At 44.1% G+C, this 20,215-nt stretch carries 17 protein-coding genes; 12 read left to right on the forward strand and 5 right to left on the reverse strand.

Features of this window, described 5'->3' with window-relative positions; genetic code table 11:
• Positions 1-64: 64 nt before the first annotated feature.
• Positions 65-2,425: an ATP-dependent helicase gene (locus AB5Z01_RS05585; RefSeq protein ID WP_022287814.1), complete on the reverse strand. Its 2,361-nt coding sequence runs from the start codon at positions 2,423-2,425 to the stop codon at positions 65-67.
• A 159-nt stretch (positions 2,426-2,584) separates the two neighbouring features.
• Between AB5Z01_RS05585 and AB5Z01_RS05590 the strand changes: the two genes are divergently transcribed.
• From AB5Z01_RS05590 to AB5Z01_RS05645, 12 genes are all read left to right on the forward strand, one after another.
• On the forward strand, positions 2,585-4,735 hold the full coding sequence (locus AB5Z01_RS05590; protein WP_287215598.1) for a sugar phosphate nucleotidyltransferase: 2,151 nt from the start codon (positions 2,585-2,587) through the stop codon (positions 4,733-4,735).
• Positions 4,736-5,077: 342 nt separating this feature from the next.
• Positions 5,078-6,982 (forward strand): ribonuclease J, encoded by a 1,905-nt coding sequence (locus AB5Z01_RS05595; protein WP_287215596.1) that lies wholly within the window; start codon positions 5,078-5,080, stop codon positions 6,980-6,982.
• A gap of 47 nt (positions 6,983-7,029) precedes the next feature.
• Complete coding sequence (locus AB5Z01_RS05600) at positions 7,030-9,006, forward strand: DHH family phosphoesterase (protein WP_022287817.1); 1,977 nt, start codon at positions 7,030-7,032, stop codon at positions 9,004-9,006.
• Positions 9,007-9,030: 24 nt separating this feature from the next.
• Positions 9,031-9,477 (forward strand): 50S ribosomal protein L9, encoded by a 447-nt coding sequence (rplI, locus tag AB5Z01_RS05605; protein WP_287215594.1) that lies wholly within the window; start codon positions 9,031-9,033, stop codon positions 9,475-9,477.
• Between the two features lie 2 nt (positions 9,478-9,479).
• On the forward strand, positions 9,480-10,841 hold the full coding sequence (gene dnaB / locus AB5Z01_RS05610; RefSeq protein WP_287215592.1) for a replicative DNA helicase: 1,362 nt from the start codon (positions 9,480-9,482) through the stop codon (positions 10,839-10,841).
• The gene (gene tilS / locus AB5Z01_RS05615) at positions 10,834-12,159 is read left to right on the forward strand and encodes a tRNA lysidine(34) synthetase TilS (RefSeq protein ID WP_287215590.1); all 1,326 of its coding nucleotides are present in this window, start codon (positions 10,834-10,836) and stop codon (positions 12,157-12,159) included. Before dnaB ends, tilS begins: the two co-directional genes overlap by 8 nt.
• Before the next feature lie 99 nt (positions 12,160-12,258).
• Positions 12,259-12,783 carry a hypoxanthine phosphoribosyltransferase gene (gene hpt, locus AB5Z01_RS05620; RefSeq protein WP_046440161.1) on the forward strand — a complete coding sequence of 175 codons (525 nt, stop codon included), beginning with the start codon at positions 12,259-12,261 and terminating at the stop codon, positions 12,781-12,783.
• A 38-nt stretch (positions 12,784-12,821) separates the two neighbouring features.
• The gene (gene ftsH, locus AB5Z01_RS05625; protein WP_022287822.1) at positions 12,822-14,762 is read left to right on the forward strand and encodes an ATP-dependent zinc metalloprotease FtsH; all 1,941 of its coding nucleotides are present in this window, start codon (positions 12,822-12,824) and stop codon (positions 14,760-14,762) included.
• A 119-nt stretch (positions 14,763-14,881) separates the two neighbouring features.
• Complete coding sequence (locus tag AB5Z01_RS05630) at positions 14,882-15,649, forward strand: TIGR00282 family metallophosphoesterase (protein ID WP_046440166.1); 768 nt, start codon at positions 14,882-14,884, stop codon at positions 15,647-15,649.
• Positions 15,650-15,756: 107 nt separating this feature from the next.
• Positions 15,757-16,017, forward strand: a complete 261-nt coding sequence (locus AB5Z01_RS05635) for a stage V sporulation protein S (protein WP_022287824.1) — start codon at positions 15,757-15,759, stop codon at positions 16,015-16,017.
• Between the two features lie 60 nt (positions 16,018-16,077).
• Positions 16,078-16,776 (forward strand): ABC transporter ATP-binding protein, encoded by a 699-nt coding sequence (locus AB5Z01_RS05640; RefSeq protein ID WP_046440168.1) that lies wholly within the window; start codon positions 16,078-16,080, stop codon positions 16,774-16,776.
• Complete coding sequence (locus tag AB5Z01_RS05645; RefSeq protein ID WP_117864593.1) at positions 16,770-17,552, forward strand: hypothetical protein; 783 nt, start codon at positions 16,770-16,772, stop codon at positions 17,550-17,552. Before AB5Z01_RS05640 ends, AB5Z01_RS05645 begins: the two co-directional genes overlap by 7 nt.
• Before the next feature lie 43 nt (positions 17,553-17,595).
• Here the strand turns inward: AB5Z01_RS05645 and AB5Z01_RS05650 are convergent, their stop codons facing one another.
• Genes AB5Z01_RS05650 through AB5Z01_RS05665 form a run of 4 tightly spaced genes read right to left on the reverse strand, consistent with a single transcriptional unit; the run spans position 17,596 to position 20,024 of the window.
• Positions 17,596-18,744: a zinc dependent phospholipase C family protein gene (locus AB5Z01_RS05650; protein ID WP_195221528.1), complete on the reverse strand. Its 1,149-nt coding sequence runs from the start codon at positions 18,742-18,744 to the stop codon at positions 17,596-17,598.
• A gap of 4 nt (positions 18,745-18,748) precedes the next feature.
• Positions 18,749-19,354 (reverse strand): flavin reductase family protein, encoded by a 606-nt coding sequence (locus tag AB5Z01_RS05655; protein WP_287215586.1) that lies wholly within the window; start codon positions 19,352-19,354, stop codon positions 18,749-18,751.
• On the reverse strand, positions 19,354-19,719 hold the full coding sequence (locus AB5Z01_RS05660) for a hypothetical protein (RefSeq protein WP_118161925.1): 366 nt from the start codon (positions 19,717-19,719) through the stop codon (positions 19,354-19,356). The genes AB5Z01_RS05655 and AB5Z01_RS05660 overlap by 1 nt, the downstream gene beginning before the upstream one ends.
• Positions 19,720-19,727: 8 nt before the next feature.
• The gene (locus AB5Z01_RS05665; protein ID WP_022287830.1) at positions 19,728-20,024 is read right to left on the reverse strand and encodes a hypothetical protein; all 297 of its coding nucleotides are present in this window, start codon (positions 20,022-20,024) and stop codon (positions 19,728-19,730) included.
• Positions 20,025-20,215 lie beyond the last annotated feature (191 nt).

Raw genomic sequence — 20,215 nt, forward strand, 5'->3', positions numbered from 1 at the left:
GTACGGCTTTTATATTGCAAAAAATCCGCAGAGCGTTTTGTTTCGCCCTGCGGATTTTTCTATCTTATATCTTTTTGATCTTCGTGTAATTTGCCATTATCTTCTTTGTGCCACGATTATCAAATGCTATCTCAACAAGAGTATCGTTAGCCATAGGTTTTGAACTTAAAACAGTGCCTTCACCGAATATCTTGTGCAAAACTCTGTCGCCTGGTGCAAAAGTTTCAGTATTAACAGAAAAATTGCTCTTATCAGCCTTTCGCTGAGCCAATTGCTGTTGCAAACTCATGCTGTGAGGCTTTTCATAGCCGTTGAGATAAGGTGAAGCCTTAGTTTCCTCGGCTTGCTTTTCTATGCAATCGGCAGGAAGCTCTTTTATAAAGCGTGATATCCTGTTCCTGTCAGTGCGACCATAAAGCATACGTTCCTCTGCGTGGGTAAGATAAAGCTTTTCCTTTGCTCGTGTCACCGCAACATATGCAAGTCTGCGCTCCTCTTCCGTGTCAGCCTCCGATTCAAGACTTCTTGATGACGGGAAGATGTTGTCCTCCATGCCTACCACGAAAACTATGGGGAACTCAAGGCCCTTTGCAGAGTGCATTGTCATAAGCACAACATAGTCAGCGTCAGAGTCGAGATTGTCAACGTCAGTGTAAAGTGATATTTCCTCCAAAAATCCCGACAGCGACGGCTCGTCAGCATTTTCTTCGTAGCTTGACATGGTGGATTTAAGCTCGTTGATGTTTTCAAGACGTGTAAGACCCTCGTCGCCCTGCATTTCAAGATGACGCTTGTAGCCTGTCATATCAAGAAGCTTGTCCAAAAGCTCCGCAAGTGGCAGAGTGTCAGAAAGCTCAGTAAGCTCTGAGAGCATATCGCCCACAGGCATAAGCTGTTTTGAACGCTTCACAAGGGGAGCAAGCATATCGGCTTCCTGCATGATGTGGATAGGTGAATCTCCAAGGTCTGAGGTTATCTGCTCAAGAGCGTTTACAGTGGCTTCGCCGATACCACGTTTCGGCTCGTTGATTATTCTTCTCAGACGTAGAAAGTCAAAATGGTTGTTTATTACAGAAAGATAAGCGAGGATATCCTTTATTTCCTTTCTGTCGTAGAATTTCAGACCGCCTATTATTTTATATGGTATTCCACTTTGTATGAACGTCTGCTCCAAAGCGTTTGACTGTGCGTTCATTCGGTAGAGTATAGCATGGTCGTTGTATTTTCTGCCCTTGTTTATGTCCTCAAGAATGGTGTCAGCCACAAACTTTGCTTCACTGCGCTCGCTTGAAGCCTTGTATACTGTGACCTTTTCACCGTCACCCGAAGCTGTCCACAGATTTTTGCCCTTTCTACCCTGATTGTTGCTTATAAGCTGATTTGCGCAGTTAAGAATGTTCTGTGTTGAACGGTAATTCTGTTCAAGCTTTATAACATCAGTGTCAGCATTGCAGTCGAACTGCTCCTCGAAGTTGAGGATGTTCTCGATAGTCGCACCACGGAACTTGTAGATGCTCTGGTCGTCATCACCCACAACGCACAGGTTGTTATACTTCTGTGACAGCAGCGAAACAAGTCTGAACTGAGCCTTGTTGGTGTCCTGATACTCGTCTACCATTATATATTTATACAAGTTCTGATAGTGGTCGAGGACGTCAGGAAACTGCTCAAAAAGCTTGACTGTGTGGCAGATCATGTCGTCAAAGTCCATAGCGTTTGCGGCTTTGAGCTTCTTCTGATAGTGCTTGTATACCTTGCCTATGGTCAGATTACGATAATCTCCTGCGGCTGAGGCAATGTATTCATCAGGCTCTTGGAGCAGGTCTTTAGCGTGGGATATCTCGCTGAGTATTGTTCTCGGTGGAAACATCTTCTCAGATATGCCAAGCTCTCTTAATATGCTTTTTACAGTTCTCTGAGAATCGTCAGAATCATAAATGGTGAAACTGCTTGAAAATCCAAGCTTGTCACATTCACGCCTGAGTATCCTTGCGCAGGCGGAGTGGAAAGTCGCCGCTGTTATGCCTTGACCTGCCTCTCCCAACATTCCTGCAAGACGTTCTTTAAGCTCGCCTGCCGCCTTGTTTGTGAACGTGATAGCAAGTATGCTCCACGGCTTTATGCAGTCATATGCCACAATGTCTGCGAGGGTAGAAGCGTCATTTGTCTTGCCGTCAATGTAGTCTTTGAGAAACTGTATGTCCTGCTCAGAGGGCGTGCCGTAGGTCTGCTCTGTGTTGTATGCGTTGCCGAAGTATATCATGTTTGCGATGCGGTTTACCAAAACAGTGGTCTTGCCGCTTCCTGCTCCTGCCAGTATAAGGAGAGGTCCTTTTATTTTGAACACAGCCTTGCGCTGTTGGTCGTTCATTCGTGAAAAATATTTTTCAAGTGCTTTTCTTTTAAGAGCCGTAAACTGCTCCATTATATACACCTCCGTAAAATTTCTTTTATGCCGCATCCTACATTATAGCATATTTTTTCTATCTTGAAAAGGGCGGCGGCAAATTTTTTTCACATGAATAACAGTGGGTATGTTTTCCAATAATACATTAAATCAAATATTATGAACGGAGGAACATATATGAAAGCTGTTGTTTTATGCGGAGGACGTGGAGAAAGATTGATGCCCATGACAGACAGGCGACCTGCGGCTCTTCTGAGATTATGCGGAAAAGAAATTTTGCTTTTTACTCTTGAAATGCTGGAGAAAGCAGGCTTTGAAGAAGCTGTCCTTGCAGTGGGCTATGGCTCTGAACAGGTAGAAAGGCTTCTTGACGAAAAATACTCAGGTAAGATAAAGCTCCATATGATAAACACCGCAGGCAAAAGCACTGCGCAGGCTGTTAGAACAGCAATGTGCGATGAAACAGAAATTCTTGCCGTGGAATGTAACTGTATCTGCACTCACCCTCTTGATGAGATTATAAAAGTTCATTTGAGCCACGATACCTTTTGTACGGCTCTGGCTTATGATACTGAAAACAAACCTGCTGGCATATATATATTGAAAAGAGAGCTTTTTGATAGTTTTAATCCTGAAAAGCCTACGGATATGACGGAGGATATTATACCCGAGGCTGTGAAAAGTGGCGAAGCTGTCCTGCTTGACGGAAAAGGTTATTATAAAAGGATAACCACGCCTGAGGCTTTTCTTGATTGTCAAAGGCATATGCTTTACAACAAAAATATGTCACAAAGGCTGACGGAAAATAATTTCAGCGGTGCGGCAATAGGTGAGCCTGTTTATATAGGAGAGAACGTTTCTGTCATGTCAGGGTCTGTCATAGAAAGCGGAAGCGTCATAGACAATAACGCTGTTGTAAAGGGCGGCAAGGTGAACGGATATGTTGGCATAGGCTCTGTGGTATCTGAACGCTGTGATATAAACAGTGCAGTGGTATGCCGTGGGGCTGTCCTTGACAGCGGTGTGAAGTGTGGTGAAAATTCAGTTATAGGCGAAAAGGCTCATATCGCAAGTGAAGCCGTCATTGAAAAAGGAGTGGGCATATGGTCTGGAAAAACTGTTGAAAAGGGCGCAAGGCTTTATGAAAACGTGAAAAGATCATCTGACAGCCGACTGGTCATAGACGAAAACGGCGAGTGCAGTTTGTGGGGCGGTGAAGCCACAGCGCAAAAGGCTATGCTTTTTGGACTTTGTGCCGCAAGCGCCGCAAAAAAAGGCGGAAGTATAGTGACAGCCTATGGCTCTGACGAAAGCCTTTTGCTCAAACAAGCCCTTGACTGCGGCATATGTCAGGCAGGAGTGAACGTGTACAGTATAGGCAGAGCAGGCATTTCAGAGCTTTCTTATGCTGTGAACAGATTTGGCGGAGAGTTTGGCGTACTCATAGGCGCAAACATTTCAGGTCATGCAAGGCTTATTTCGGCTGGGGGAATGTTGCCTGATGAAAAGCTTCTTGACCGCATTGGAAGCATAGCTGACGACAGAGCTTATCGCAGTGTGGGGCTTTCTCAGACGGGTTGTGTGACAGATTTTTCAGCGGTGAGGGAGATATACGTCGCAGAGCTTGAAAAAATACTCCCTGACCGATTTAAAGGCGTAAATGTGGATATCCGCACATATGATGTTAAAAAGGCGACCCTTGCAGACAGACTTTTTCACGGCAGGAACGATATAGACGGTGAGCGTATAATATTCAATCTTTCCGCAGACGGCACAAAAGTATCAGCTTACAGTGAGAAAACAAGCTATGTCATGTGGGAAAAACTGGTGGCAATGTATGCAGGGGTGTGCTTTGAAAAGGGGCTTGCGGTGGCATTGCCTGAGAATTTCCCCTCTAATGCCGATGCCACTGCTGAAGTCCACTGTGGCAGGCTTTACCGATACGAAAACAATGCTGACATAGCAAAGGACGTTGCCGTTTCAACCCATAATATGTTTGCCTATGACGGACTTTACCTTGCGTCAGCGGTAACGTCTTATCTGTCAGAGCAGGGGATAACGCTACAAAAAGCTCTCTGTGATGTGCCTGACGCATACACTTCAAGCCGATTTGTGGGCATAACAATGAGCCGTGAAAACAAGGAAAAGATATTTTCAGAGCTTGGCTGTTCGGTAGAGGGAGAGATAACAATGGGCAAGACACACGCAGTTATCAGACCGCTGAGGGATAAAAAAGGTATAACAGTGTTTGCAGAAAGCGTGAGCTGCGAGCAGGCGGCTGCCTTTTGCGAGGATATAACAAGCAGGATAAAGGGCATATTTAGATAAATGTAATAAATTGCTATTGACATTGAGACGAAAATGGAGTACAATATAATCAGATATTTTTGTTCGGACAAAGGCGGCTCATGCCGCTGTATTTAAACTGCGTTCATCACACCATTTTGTCTTTCTTTGAGGCTTTAAGCGTTTTTGACAGCACATGATAATAAAGCCCAAACGCAGCGGTATATTGAATCTAAACGGAAAAATCGAATATTATTTGAGCATGATAAAATGCAGCAGGAAGGAGATAATTGCTCCTGCCGTATGTTTGTGCTGCTTTTTTGCGGCATTTTGTGCCTTTGAAGGCTTAAAAGCGGAGTACAGCAGGGCAAAGTACATTATTTTATGAACGAAAAGAACAACACGGTAAAAAATCCTACACAAAAACGTTTTTTCAGAAAAAAACAGAATAAGAACGAGATACCTCTGGCTCAGGCTTCAAAAGAGCTTGACCGTGTAAAAAGTCAGAGAGCTTCGGGCAGTGTGAAAAAAACGCTTCAGCCGAGAAATGAAACTCCACAGAGAAAACCGCAGAATACTCAGCAAAGACGTCCAAGACCTGCGGCGAACAGAGTGAAAGAGCCTGTAAGAAGAACGCCTGTGAAGATAATCCCATTGGGCGGTCTTAACGAGATAGGCAAGAATTTCACTGTTATCGAGTGTTCAAACGATATGTTCGTTATCGACTGCGGTTTGGCTTTTCCTGACAGTGAAATGCCTGGAGTTGATATCGTTATCCCTGATTTCTCATACGTCGAGAAAAATCAGGAAAAGCTCAGGGGCGTTGTGCTTACACATGGTCATGAGGATCATATAGGCGGTCTGCCGTATTTTCTGAAAAAATTCAACGTGCCTGTTTACGGCACAAGGCTTACCCTTGGTCTTGTTGAGGGCAAGCTGAAAGAGCATGGACTTCTAGGAACTGTAAAACTCAACGTTGTAACGCCAAGACAGACAGTTAAGCTTGGCTGTATGGCGGTGGAGTTTATAAGAGTAAATCACTCTATCCCTGATGCCGTGGGAATGGCTATCCATACCCCTGCTGGTGTGCTTATCCATACTGGCGACTTCAAGGTAGACTATACACCTATCGAGGGCGGTATAATCGACCTGCCTAGATTTGCAGAGCTTGGAAACAAGGGCGTTTTGGCTCTTATGGCTGACTCTACAAACGCTGAAAGACCCGGCTATACCATGAGCGAGCGCAAGGTTGGCGAAAGCTTTGTGAAGCTTTTCAACAAGGCTGAGGGCAAGAGGATAATCATTGCCACTTTCGCTTCAAACGTTCACAGAGTTCAGCAGATAATAAATAACGCTGTCACACATGGCAGAAAAGTGGCTGTGTCAGGCAGAAGTATGGTGAATGTTATCTCAAAGGGCATCGAGCTTGGCTATCTTAAAGTGCCTGACGGTGTGCTTGTGGATATCGACACTATATCGAGATATGCACCTGAAAAAATGGTCATCGTCACAACGGGAAGTCAGGGCGAGCCTATGTCGGCGCTTACAAGAATGTCGGCAAACGAGCATAGAAACGTTACTATCACTCCTATGGACTTTATCATAATCTCGGCTAATCCTATCCCCGGCAATGAAAAGTATGTCACAAAGGTAGTAAACGACCTTATGAGATTGGGTGCAGAGGTAATATATGAGTCAATGTACGAGGTACACGTTTCAGGACACGCTTGTCAGGAAGAGCAGAAATTGTTGCTTTCTATCACAAAGCCAAAGTTCTTTATCCCTGTACATGGTGAGTATAAACATCTTATGAAGCACAGAGATACAGCGCTTTCTGTGGGAATCCCTGAGAGCAATATAATCATTGCTGATATAGGCAACGTTATCGAAACAGACGGCGTTGACATGAAGATAACAGGACAAGTGCCTGCGGGCAAGGTACTTGTGGACGGTCTTGGCGTCGGCGACGTTGGCGCAATAGTTCTCCGTGACAGAAAACATCTTGCTCAGGATGGACTTATCATTGCCGTGGCAACTATCGACAGGGCTTCGGGAGATATACTTGCAGGGCCTGACGTGGTTTCAAGAGGCTTTGTGTATGTAAGAGAGAGCGAGGAGCTTATGACTGAAGCTCAGAAGCTTCTTACCGAAACACTTCAGGATTGTCTTGATAGGAATATGAAGGATTGGAATACCATAAAGGGCAGAATGAAGGATAATCTTTCGGACTTTATCTTCACAAAGACAAAGAGAAGTCCTATGATTTTGCCAATAATAATGGAATTATGACCGCCTGACAACAGTGCGGCTGTTTATAGAAATGCAGGAGCTTTAAAATGAAAAGTAACAACGGATTACAGATCATAATAAGAATAACAGTGTGCGTTACCATGCTTTCGTCACTTATAGGCGCTTTTATGCTGCATTCTACTCCGTCTCACAGAGAGTCGGGCAGTGTGCTTATCCTAGTGTCTGTGGCGGCGGCTGTGTTGTGGGTGCTTGAAGAAGTGGTTTTCCACAATCACACTCGCAAGTATGTGGCAAAGCTTTCCACGATGATCTCAAAGACGGAGAGAGATTCTCTCCTGAATTTTCCTGCTCCTGCTATAATAATCGACAGCGAAAACGTCATCGTGTGGTATAACAGACTTTTTGGCAGACAGGTCTACTCTGAGGAAGAGGCTTACGGCATTGACCTCACTGAGCTTATGAACATTGATATGGACAAGATATATTCCTCTGACGGCGACCTTGTGTGCATAAACGCCCATTTTTATAAGGCGAAGGCTATACACACCGATGTGAACGGTGAGCTTTCAATGGTCTATTTCAATGACGTTACCGATTATGTAGAGCTTGAATATGAGTTCAGAATGTCCCATAAAGCGGTAATAATCATAACTATCGACAACTTTGACGAGCTTATGTCAAATATCAGAGAGAGCGAAAAGGCTCACGTGGTTGTTGAGATAGAAAAGCTCATAGAGGAATTTTTGGAGAATACTACTGCGGTGTCGAAGAAAGTAGCAAGCGACAAGTTCTATGTTTATATGGAGGAACGCCACCTTGCACCTATAATCGAGCAGAGATTTAAGATACTCGAGCAGGCAAGAAAAATAGCCGTTGGCGAGCGTTCTAACCTTACATTGTCCATAGGTGTGGGCAGAGATGGTGCAAACCTTGCGGAGAGCGAGAAGTTTGCAAAGCAGGCTCTCGAAATGTGCCTTGGACGTGGCGGAGATCAGGCGGCTGTCAAGGAGGACGGTGAGTTCAAGTTCTTCGGCGGCATTTCTTCTGCACCTGACAAGAACAATAAGACCCGTATCCGTATGGTGGCAAAGGCTATGCTGGAGCTTATCTGCAATCACGATAAGGTGCTTATAATGGGTCACCGATTTGGCGATCTTGACAGCGTAGGCTCTGCAACAGGCTTCTGCTGTGCTATCAGAAACATGGTAAAAGAAGCTTACGTTGTGGTAGACCCTGAGCAGAATTTGTCGAAAACGCTTATAAATTACATAAACGAAAACGAGTCAGAGCATTATTACATAACCCCTCAGGAGGGTCTTGAAAGACTTGACGATAACACGCTTCTTGTGGTAACTGATACCCATAACCCTGCGCTGGTGGAGTCAAAGGAGATACTTGCAAGGGCGAAAAATGTGGTAGTTATCGACCACCACAGAAGAATGGTGAACGGTATTGAGCCGACTATCATGTCGTTCTTAGAGCCGAATGCGTCATCAGCCTGCGAGCTTGTGACCGCTCTTATCGAGTATTTCGGCGAGGATTCCAATATCACAGTCCATGCGGCGGAAGCTCTGCTTGCGGGAATAATGCTGGATACAAAGAATTTCATTATGAAAACAGGCGTAAGCACTTTTGAGGCGGCAGCGTTTTTGAAGAAAAAGGGCGCTGATACCATAGCTGTCAAAAAGCTTTTTGCAAACTCTATCGAGACTTATCATCAAAAATCGTCGCTTATAAACAGTGCTCACCTTTATAAAGAGTGTGCAGTGGCTTATACAGAGGAAAGCTTCTCTGAAATAAGGATAGCGGCTTCACAGGCGGCAGACGAGCTGCTTGGTATAACAGGCGTAAAAGCTTCGTTCGTTATCTATGAAACGAACGGTGTGATAAATATCTCTGCACGAAGCATGGGTGCTTGTAATGTGCAGATCGTCATGGAGTCTTTGGGTGGCGGCGGTCATCTTACTATGGCGGCAACTCAGCTCAACTGTTCAATGAATGAGGCGAGAAAACGCCTTGCAGACGCCATTGACGAATACTGGGAAAATAATTCGCAGGAATAAAAAAAGAAAGGCAGAGTGAATAATATGAAAGTTATTTTGTTAAAAGATGTAAAGGGTTCAGGCAAGCAGGGAGATATCATCAACGTTGCAGACGGATATGCAAGAAATTTTCTTATCGGAAAGGGTCTTGCGCTTGAAGCTACAGCTAAAAACCTTAATGACCTTGCAGGCAAAAAGGCTTCCGCTCAGCACAAGATAGATGTTGAAACAGCCGACAATAAAGCTATCGCAGAGAAAATAAATGATAAGGAAGTTCTGGTAAAGGCTAAGGCAGGTCAGGGCGGAAAGCTCTTTGGCGCAGTTACAGCAAACGTTATTTCAGATTGCCTCAAGGCTCAGTACGGCGTTGTTATCGAGAAGAAGAAGATCAATCTTACAGCCGAGATAAAGGCTTTCGGTGACTATACTGCACAGATAAAGCTTACTCATGGCGTATCATGCAGCATTAAAGTAAAGGTCGTTGAGGAGTAATCATGGCTGATAATTTCCGTGGGCTTACCACAGGAGCGACCCTTGGCAGGGAGCTGCCATTTTCTCAGGAGGCTGAGGAAGCCGTTCTGGGAGGAGTTCTTCGTGATCCTTCGGTGCTTCCGAAGGTCATTGAGATACTAAAGCCTGAAAGCTTTTATCGTCCACAGCACCAGCAGCTTTTCTCCATAATAATGAGAATGTTCACCACAGGCAGCAAAGAGGACCTTATCACGGTAATTAATGAAGCCGTCACAATGGGTGTTTTTGAAACGTCTGCAATGGCTAAGAATTATCTTCTTGGTATTATGGAAATGGTGCCGTCAACGGATAATATCGAGAGCTATTGCAAGATAATCGAGGAAAAAGCAAGGGTAAGGTCGCTTATAAATGCCGCTAATCAAATTCTTGAAAAGGCGTATGACGGCGGTGAGGATTCTCAGACGCAGCTTGACGCTGCCGAGCAGTCTATATTTGAGATAAGACAGGGCAGAGATGTTCAGGGCCTTACACGAATAAGCGACGTTATCGTTGATACATTCGAGCATTTGCAGGAGATATCAGGTCCTGACGCAGGCGAACATCTTGGCGCAAAGACAGGCTTTGGCCAGCTTGACGCAATCACAACAGGTCTTAACAGAACTGACCTTATCATTATCGCTGCACGTCCTGCAATGGGAAAATCTGCATTTGCACTTAATATTGCGGTGAATACTTGCAAGGCGACAAAGCGTGACGTTGTTATATTCTCTCTCGAAATGGGTAAGGAACAGCTTGTGTCCCGTATGCTCGCTTCAGAGGCGCTTGTTAATAATACCCTGCTTAGGTCGGGCAATCTCGAGCCTTCCGATTGGGAGAAGATAGCAGGTGCGGCAGATACGCTGTCACAGCTTCCTATATATTTTGATGACGGTGCAGGCTGTACAGTGCCGCAGATGAAAGCAAAGCTCAGAAGAATGAGAAATCTTGGACTTGTGGTCATCGACTACATACAGCTCATGCAATCAGCAAATAAAAACACCAGCCGTGTTGAGGCGGTGTCTGAGATAACACGTTCCTTGAAGCTTATGGCTAAGGAACTTAATGTGCCTGTTATCGCACTTTCACAGCTTTCCCGTAGCTCAGAGAAGCGTGACGATAAAAGACCTATCCTTTCAGACCTGCGAGAATCTGGTTCTATCGAGCAGGACGCTGATATCATCATGTTCCTCTATCGTGACGCTTACTACAGCGATGAGGGCGACAAGTCGGTGGCTGAGTGTATCGTTGCGAAAAACCGTCACGGACAGACAGATAAGGTGCAGCTTGGCTGGATAGGCGAATATACCCTGTTCAGAGGTCTTGATTTCAGGAGAGATGATGAATAATTTTCTTGTAAAGGTAGCTTCTACCATAGAGAAATTTAATATGGCAAATAAGAGCGAACGCTTGCTTGTGTGCCTCTCAGGAGGTGCCGACAGCGTTACGCTCCTTTTGTGTTTATATGAGCTGGGCTATGATGTGTGCGCTTGTCATGTCAATCACCACCTCCGTGGGGAGGAAAGCGACAGAGATCAGCATTTTTGTGAAAAGCTTTGCGAGAAGCTTGGGGTCGAGCTGAAGGTGTTTCATGCCGACGTTGTGGGCTATTGCAAGGAACATTCTGTATCCACTGAGGAGGGGGCAAGAAAGCTTAGATATGACTTTTTTGACAGCGTTGGGGCAGACAAGATATGCACAGCACACAGTCTTTCGGATTGCCTTGAAACTGCCATATTCAACCTCGCAAGGGGTACAGGTCTGAAAGGTATTTGCGGAATACCGCCTGTGAGGGGAAATATCATAAGACCGCTTATAAATTGTACTCGTCAGGAAATAGAGGGCTTTCTTAAAGAGAGAGGACAGGACTTTGTTACTGACTCCACAAATCTTACTGACGATTATACCAGAAATAAGATTCGCCACCTTGTTGTGCCAAGGCTTGCGGAGCTTAATAGTTCGCTTTTTGGCTCATATTCCATGACAGCTGACAGGCTTAGAACAGACAGCGACTATCTTGAAAGTCAGGGGCTTGAAGCCTTTGAGAAAGCGGTCTTGCCAAAGGGTTATGACGCATTGTGTCTAAGACAGCTCCACGAAAGTGTACGCCGACGTGCAATAATGCACATTCTTGAGAAAGAGGGGCTTACTGTGAGCCATGACAGTATCGAGGATATCGACAGGCTGATACTTGACGTGGGTAAGGCGAACGTCAAGGGCGGAGTCTTTGCGGTCTGCTCAAAAGGTGTGCTCAGCTTTGCAAAGGGCGAGATGTTTGAAAACAGCACTCTCAGGAGCGTTAAGGTAAGCAACGAGGGCGTTTATCAGTTCGGCAATAAGGAGATAGAGTTCAAAATCTATCCTTTTGACGGAAAAATCGCAAATGTTCATAAAAAGTTTGCAAATTGTTGCCTGGATTATGATAAAATAAAGGGTGAGATTGTTGTCGAAAATCGCAGAGAGGGCGAGAAGATACGCCTTGTGAACAGAGATTTTGACAGCGATGTGCGAAAGCTGGTGAACAAGTCCTTCAGACTTGAGGACAGGAGCAGTGCCGTTATCCTAAAAGATAGTCAGGGCGTTGTTTTCGTTGAAGGAAGCGGTGCGGCTGAAAGGGTGAAGATAGACTCTGAAACCGTTAAAATATTGGCTTTTACCATAAAGTGAGATGAATATCACCCTAAGGTGAAAAGTTTTTTGTGTGAACTTGTATTTTTTCACTTTTCTGTCACATTGATAATATATAATCAGAGAGGTTGTTAGTTAATGAACAATATATCGGTTCTTTATTCTGAGGAAGAGCTTGCATTGTCTGTGAAAAAGCTTGGAGCAGAGATAACTGAAGAGTATAAAGGAAAAAAGCTTCTTGTTGTGTGCGTTCTTAAGGGAGCGTTCGTGTTTACTGCTGATCTTGTAAGAAGTATCGACAACGATATGCAGATCGCTTTTATTACTGCAAAGAGTTATGTTGGCACAAGCTCAACAGGAAATGTTTCAATTTCAGGAGATCATGATTTTATGGGTCTTGACCTGAGAGAGTGGGACGTTTTATTGGTTGAGGATATTCTCGACACAGGAAGAACGCTTTGCGAGTTAAAAAAGAAGTTTGCGTCAATGGGTGCGCCAAGTGTTAAGATAGCTGTTATGCTTGATAAGCCGTCAAGACGTGTTGCAGACATAACACCTGATTTCAAATGCTATGAGATCGAGGACAAATTCGTTGTTGGCTGTGGTCTTGATTATGATGAGAGATATAGAAATCTTCCTTTTATCGGTATAGTTTCCGAATAAGGAGCCAAATATAATACAGAACAAAAGGTTGTGATCGATTGAAAAACAATAATAATGGAAAGACCCTGTTGATCTATCTGCTGGTATCGGTTGCCATAATCTGCGGATTGGTCTATATGCTAACAAGCATGAGCACAAAATCTTCCGACAAAAAATATTCGGAGATAATGGAACAGTTTGACAGCCTAAACGTGTCACAGTTTGAGCTTGACCTTGGCTCTGGACAGCTTAAGTATAAGCTCAAGGGCGAGGATAAGGTATATAGTTATACAGTTCCAAATGTTTCACTGTTTGCAAATGAAGTCCTTGGCGGTGAGGATGCTGAGAATTATCGTAAGAAATATAATACTGAAAATCCAGACGATCCTTTGCAGTATAATCTTATACCGATATCGGATAACAGCTTCTGGCTCAATCTGATACCGACGCTGCTTATGCTGGGCGTTATGATATTCTTCTTTGTGTTCATGATGAAGAATGCAGGCGGCGGAAAGATGTCATCTTTCGGAAAAACAAATGCCAAAATGGCGCCAAGCAGCAAGAAAGCTACCTTTGAAGATGTTGCGGGTGCAGACGAGGAAAAGGAAGAACTTAAGGAGATCGTTGATTTTCTTCGTGATAATAAGAAGTATACCGAGATCGGTGCGAGAATACCTAAGGGCGTTCTGCTCCTCGGCCCTCCGGGTACAGGTAAAACGCTTCTCGCAAGAGCCGTTGCAGGCGAAGCAAAAGTTCCATTCTTCTCGATCTCAGGTTCTGACTTCGTTGAGATGTTTGTGGGCGTCGGTGCTTCAAGAGTAAGAGATCTTTTTGAGCAGGCTAAGAAAAACGCTCCTGCTATCATCTTTATAGACGAGATCGACGCAGTGGGCAGACAGAGAGGCGCAGGCCTTGGCGGCGGTCATGACGAGCGTGAGCAGACCCTTAACCAGCTTCTTGTTGAAATGGACGGCTTTGAGGATAACGATTCTGTTATTGTTATGGCTGCAACAAACAGACGTGATATACTTGACCCTGCACTTCTTCGTCCGGGCAGATTTGACCGACAGATACTTGTGGGCTATCCTGACGTTAAGGGCAGAGAAGCTATACTGAAAGTTCACACAAGAAACAAGCCGCTCGCTCCTGACGTTGACCTTGAAACTATTGCAAAATCAACTGTAGGCTTCACAGGTGCAGACCTTGAAAACCTTGTGAACGAGGCTTCGCTCCTTGCGGCAAGAAAGAATAAAAAGGCTATCACCAAAGACGAGCTTGAGGAAGCTTCTATCAAGGTTGTGGCAGGTCCTGAGAAAAAGTCTAAGGTCATCACAGAGGACGAAAAGAAGCTTACCGCTTATCACGAGGGCGGTCATGCACTCTGCACATACTACAGCAAATCACAGGATAAAGTTCATCAGGTATCTATCATACCTAGAGGTCAGGCTGGCGGTTTCACAATGAGCCTGCCTGTCAAGGATAAATCTTATGTTAGCAAGAACGAGATGTACGAAAATATCGTGGTTCTTCTTGGCGGACGTGTTGCTGAAAAGCTGATCCTTGACGATATCTCAACGGGTGCTTCAAATGACCTTGAGAGAGCTACTTCAACAGCTAGAAACATGGTAACACGCTACGGCTTCAGTGACAATCTTGGTCCAGTTGTATACGGTCAGGGCGATCATGAAGTATTTCTTGGCAGGGATTACACTAATACACCAAGCTATTCCGATAACGTTGCGGCTGAGATCGATAATGAGATAAGAACTCTTATTGAAAGTGCGTTTACTGACGCTGAAAAGATACTCAACGAGCATATGGATAAGCTTCATGTTGTGGCTAAGTATCTTATGAAATATGAAAAGGTTGACGGTGCGACATTCGAGAAGCTTATGAATGGCGAGCTTACAGAAAGCGAGTTTATGGGCGAACCTGATAAAACACCAGAAATTCAGGATACTCCTGAGATAGTTGATGATATTTCAGTTGACGATAATTGATATAAAAGATCAGACGTGTAAAAGCGTCTGATTTTTTTTGTGATGTCTGCTTGATTTTGCAGTAAGGATAGTGTATAATAAGGGTAACTGTAAAATGCAGTATAGAACGGAGATAGCAAATGAACTTACTTTTTATCGGAGATGTTGTGGGACAAAGTGGCTGCGATTTTCTTGAAAGCAGAATGTATAAGCTGAAGCGTGAATATGATATAGATGTGACCGTGGTGAACGGTGAAAATTCTGCTCAGGGCAATGGTATCACACCGCAGTCTTACAGACAGCTTCTCAACATGGGGGCTGACGTTGTAACGACAGGAAATCATTCTTTCAGACGACGTGAGGCTGAGGAGCTTTATGACACAAACGAGCAACTTTTAAGACCTGCCAATTACCCTGAGGGCGTTATGGGTCATGGTGTGACTTATATCGATATGTGTCCTTATAAGATAGCCGTGGTAAATCTTATGGGAACGATGTATATGGAAGCAGTGGAAAATCCTTTCAACTATGTTGACAAGCTTCTTGAAAGCATTGATACGCCTAATATAATCGTTGATTTTCATGCGGAGGCAACTTCTGAGAAAAAGGCTATGGGCTTTTATCTGCAAAAACGATGCACTGCTGTGCTTGGCACTCATACCCATGTTCAGACGGCTGATGAAACGATCTTAGGCGGACATACCGCCTATATCACCGATGTTGGAATGACAGGCCCTGAGCTTTCCGTACTTGGGGTAGACAGTGATATAGTCATAAATAAGTTCAAATATCGCACCCCTGTGAGGTTTTCAGAAAGCACCAATGATTGCTTTATAAACGGAGTTGTGGTAAAATTTGATGAAAAATCGGGAAAAGCAACAAATATACAGCGTGTTATTAAGCGATAATAACGAAAAGTATTAATAAAGCTTGAAATTTTATTATGTATGTAGTATAATATAGTTTGTATAATAAGTGGGGTAAATTCTTTGAATTTACTTATGGAGGTATTCAAGTGGAAATTCTAAAGGTTTCTTCAAGGTCTGTCCCTAATTCGGTGGCAGGAGCAGTTTCGGGCGTTATCCGTGACAGCGGTGCAGTTGAGGTACAGGCAGTGGGCGCAGGCGCAGCCAATCAGGCGATCAAGGCTATAGCAATCGCAAGGGGCTATCTTGCACCATTGGGCATTGATCTTATTTGTATCCCTGCATTTGCAAGCGTTTTGATCGACGGTGAGGAAAGAACTGCGATCAAGCTTATTTGTGAAGAAAGATAATAATGCGGCAGCAAGGCGTGTTAAAGTCTTGCTGCTTTTTGCTACAAAGGAGGGGACAGCATGGAAACTGTTTTGCAGACTTATGGGCTTACAAAGCAGTATGGAAGCTTTACAGCGCTGAGCAATCTTGACCTTGCGCTGGAGAGGGGTAAAATTATCGGTCTGCTAGGGCCGAACGGAAGCGGAAAAACAACATTTATCAAGCTTTGCTGTGGACTTATAAAACCTACGGCAGGGGATATACTCATATGCGGAATGCCTATTGGCGTGGAAACTAAAAAAGTGGTTTCCTATCTGCCTGACAGAAATTTCATACCTGACGATATGAAAGTAAATGAGATGCTCAGGTTTTTTCAGGATTTTTACAGCAATTTCAATGTAGCAAAGGCTCAGGATATGATGAACAGGCTGGGGATAAACCCTGCGTCAAAGTTCAAGACAATGTCAAAGGGCACAAAAGAAAAGGTGCAGCTTTGTCTTGTTATGAGCCGTGAGGCTGACGTTTATCTTCTTGATGAGCCAATTGCAGGCGTTGATCCTGCGGCGAGAGATTATATCCTCAACACCATAATCTCAAATTACAACGAGCGGGCGGCTGTGGTAATTTCCACCCACCTTATTGCAGATATCGAACCTGTCCTTGACGACGTAGTAATGATACAAAATGGTATGCTAAGGTTGCATAAATCTGTTGACGCTATCCATAACGAAACCGGCAAGTCTGTGGATCAGCTTTTCAGGGAGGTGTACAGATGTTAGGCAAGCTTTTGAAATATGAGCTTAAACGCTCGGCAAGAAAGTTTTTCCCTCTTGTGGTGGGATATATGATAGTTGCACTGATATTTTCTCTTATGCTTCGTTACGGTGAGAGCGTTAAAAGCCCTAATTTTCTGATGATATTCATTGTTGTGAGCATTGCCTATGGTATTGCCGTGGGGGCTTTGTTCACTGTGGGTTTTACCATATCGTTGACAAACTTTCACAAGACCCTTTTCACTGACGAGGGCTATCTTATGCTGACAATACCTGTCAAGCCATATTATCATATTTTCACAAAGTTCATTTCTTCTGTTATATGGTCGGCGGCAAGCATGATCGTTTTTGTGCTTTCGCTGTTGCTTATCGACCCAACAGAGTATCTTGACTCTGTGGGAGATTTTATAAACGCATTTGGCAACGGCTTTGCTGAAGAACCGCTCACTTCGTTTCTGATATGCCTGTATACTCTGACGCTGTTTGCAGGCTTGCAGATATTCTTATATTTTGTTATCTCCCTTTCAAACTGTTTCAAGCACAAAGTTCTTGTAGGCTTTGCCATAATCTTCGCTTGCAATATGTTATCCTCGATGATAAGCAATCTGGCAGGCGACCTTTCTCTGTGGAATATGCTCTTTATGCCAACGTCACGCTTGCCCGATACGGAAGTGGCATTCAACCTAAGACTTGTGTTTATGACAATGTATCAGTTCGCATATATTTTGGCATATTTCCTGCTAACAAACTTCATAATAACACGCAAACATAATTTGCAGTAAAAAAAAGGCAGACGATGAGTCTGCCTTTTTTGTGTTGTGATCTTTAGTTAAGAATCCAAATCTGAGCTGAGTTTTCAGGCTCAAGGTCAGCAAAGGAGAGCTTTCCGCCCTTTGAGTTTGCAAGCACCTTTACATAGTCTGTGGACTCAGTGGATATTCTGAAACGTCTTTTTCCCAGCGCAGTGACCCTGAACTGAACAGGCTTGCCGTCTATTTTCAGATAGTCATAGCCCTTGCATGAAGCGTTTACATATCCGCCGTCGCCTATCTTCAAACCGAATGTGCCGTCCTCTGTAAGACAGACCGTCAGCTTCTGTTCAAGCTCCTTGTCAGGTTTTTCAAGCTGCAATCCCTTTGGGGTAACAGTGAGGATAAGTCCCGATATCTCGTTTTTGAATGTGTAAGCCTTGCCGTCAAGTATGTAATTTCCTGCATCAGAGGTGCAATCGTCATAGAATTTCAGAAGAAGCGCTGTGACATTCTGCTGTGTGACCGGCAGAGTGTTCTTTGCAACGTCATCAAAAGCTCTTGGGTCAAGGTGAGAAATGGTGTCAACGAACTTGCCTGCGTATTTTACAAGCTTGTTTGAAGCCTCGCCAAAGTTATCCTTGCCGTAGTATTTCAGCAGACGCTTGTCGAAGCTGTCGGCTGTGTGTCTTGTGCAGGTGGTGGAAACGTGTTTCTCAAAAGCGTAATGCACGTTGTTTGCCTTGTCCTGATATTTCATGTTTGCAACGTGAACAGTGCAGCCCATGTCTGAAATAAAATGTGCGGCTCTGCCGAGAACACGCATGGCGTTTTTTATGTCACCGCTTTTGTAAAGAGATACTGCGGCGGTGTAGTTTTCTTCGAGGCAAGTTCTTGCGCTCACTGCAAGGTCACCAAAGCGGTTGCGGTAATAGCCGTTAGTTTCAGGAAGTTCCTTGCCCTTTGGATTAACGCATGAGTAATAATGCTTGCCATGACCTTTGTCCATATCGTTCTCCTCGTCAGGCTGTGTGCAGCCCTTGAGTATCTCGCTGTGATAGTCCTTATAGAATGTCACCTGCTTTTGTTTCTTTTCCTTTTCCAGAAGTGCAAGTGATTTTTTCACAATGTCCTCGTGAGTAGTGCCGCTCCATGCGTACGCTTTGATAGGTCTGAGCCTATAGCATACAGCCAGCGCAACTGCGGCTGTGAGAATTTTTTTCATAACTCTATTTTCCTTTTCTGATATTTTTGTTGTTTTTCTTTTTCCTTACTGAGTAGCCGAACGTGCCAAGCTTTTTGCCAAGACCGTAATACTCTCCGTGAGCGTAGGCAAGAAGCCCCGCTTTGTCAAGACAAAGCTTTCCTTTTTCGTCAAGCAATTCTTTTGCAACGTCAAGCCCCACAATGTCAGCAATGAACATATCATGCGTTCCAAGGCTCACGACCTCTCTTACTTTGCACTCGATATTCACAGGGGACTGGGCCAGCAAAGGTGCCAATACCTTTGCGGACGGCTCTGCGGTAAGGTGCATTTCCTTGAACTTATCCACTTTTCTGCCGGTTTTCACACCGCACCAATCCACAGCTTTCACAAGCTCTCTGGTCGGCAGATTTATGACGAACTCACCGCTTTGAGTGATAAGCTCGTGGGAATATCTCTCAGGTCTGACGGAGATGTAGGTAACAGGCGGCTGAGTGCAGAGAATACCTGTCCACGCAACTGTGAACACATTGGGTTTATCCATACTGCCGCAGGTAACGAGAGTAGGTGGCAGGGGAGAGGTTATGACGCTGCCTTTCCACTGCTCCTTGGTGTATTTTGTGTACTCCATTATTTCACGCCTTTCTCGTTGTTAAGTCCAAAATTATGTACTCGTCTGTATATTTTGTCATAGTCCTTATAAAGAAGCTGAGTCTGATTTTCAAGAAAATAGTAGTGCTTTATATAAGGCACAAGCAGTACGAGAAACGCAATGGCAAGGGGTATGAGTATCATGACCTGCCAAACTGCAATGGCAATGAACGTCATGACAGTACAAAGTGCAAAAAGCACCGTCACGATAAGATGTATCAGCCGTTCGTGCTGAAAAAAAGCGATATGTTCTTTGTGATAATCAAGGAGCTTTGCAAAGTCGCAGTCTTTATCATCAAGACAGCTTGCAACAAAACTGCGGTAACGCTTGAAATATTCCGTCATGATATCACCTACAGTTCAATAAACTCAGCGTCTTGTATCTCAAGGTCACGGAGCTTGGTCTTGTATGAATTTTTCTTTTTAAGAGCCGCACGTTCCTGCTCTTTTTTCTTGACGTCCTTTGCAACTGTCATAAGCATTATATTGTCGATAGTTTTATAGTGCTTTGAAACACGCTGAGCAAAGCTTTTGCGCTTTGCAGGCTTTTTCTTTTTGCCGTCAAAAATAATGGCAAGAACAACGGATATCGTCATTGCGATAATAGTTTTCTCTGCATTTGAGTTCACAGAGATAACTCCTTTTTTCATACTATCACCATTCCTTCTGCCTGAGTTTTCCTATCAGGATAACAACATATAAAGCTATTATACTATATTATCCCGAAGATTTCAAGTATTATCTATTAATAAAAAAGTAACGGTTGTAGTGCTACAATAGATATTGGACAAAATTAAGAAAAAAGAAAAGAGAGATAGGCAAAAATCTGATAAAATAAAGT

This window comes from Ruminococcus sp. RTP21359st1_H3_RTP21359_211015 (genome assembly GCF_040909065.1).
GTDB classification, from domain to species: Bacteria; Bacillota; Clostridia; order Oscillospirales; family Ruminococcaceae; genus Hominimerdicola; species Hominimerdicola aceti.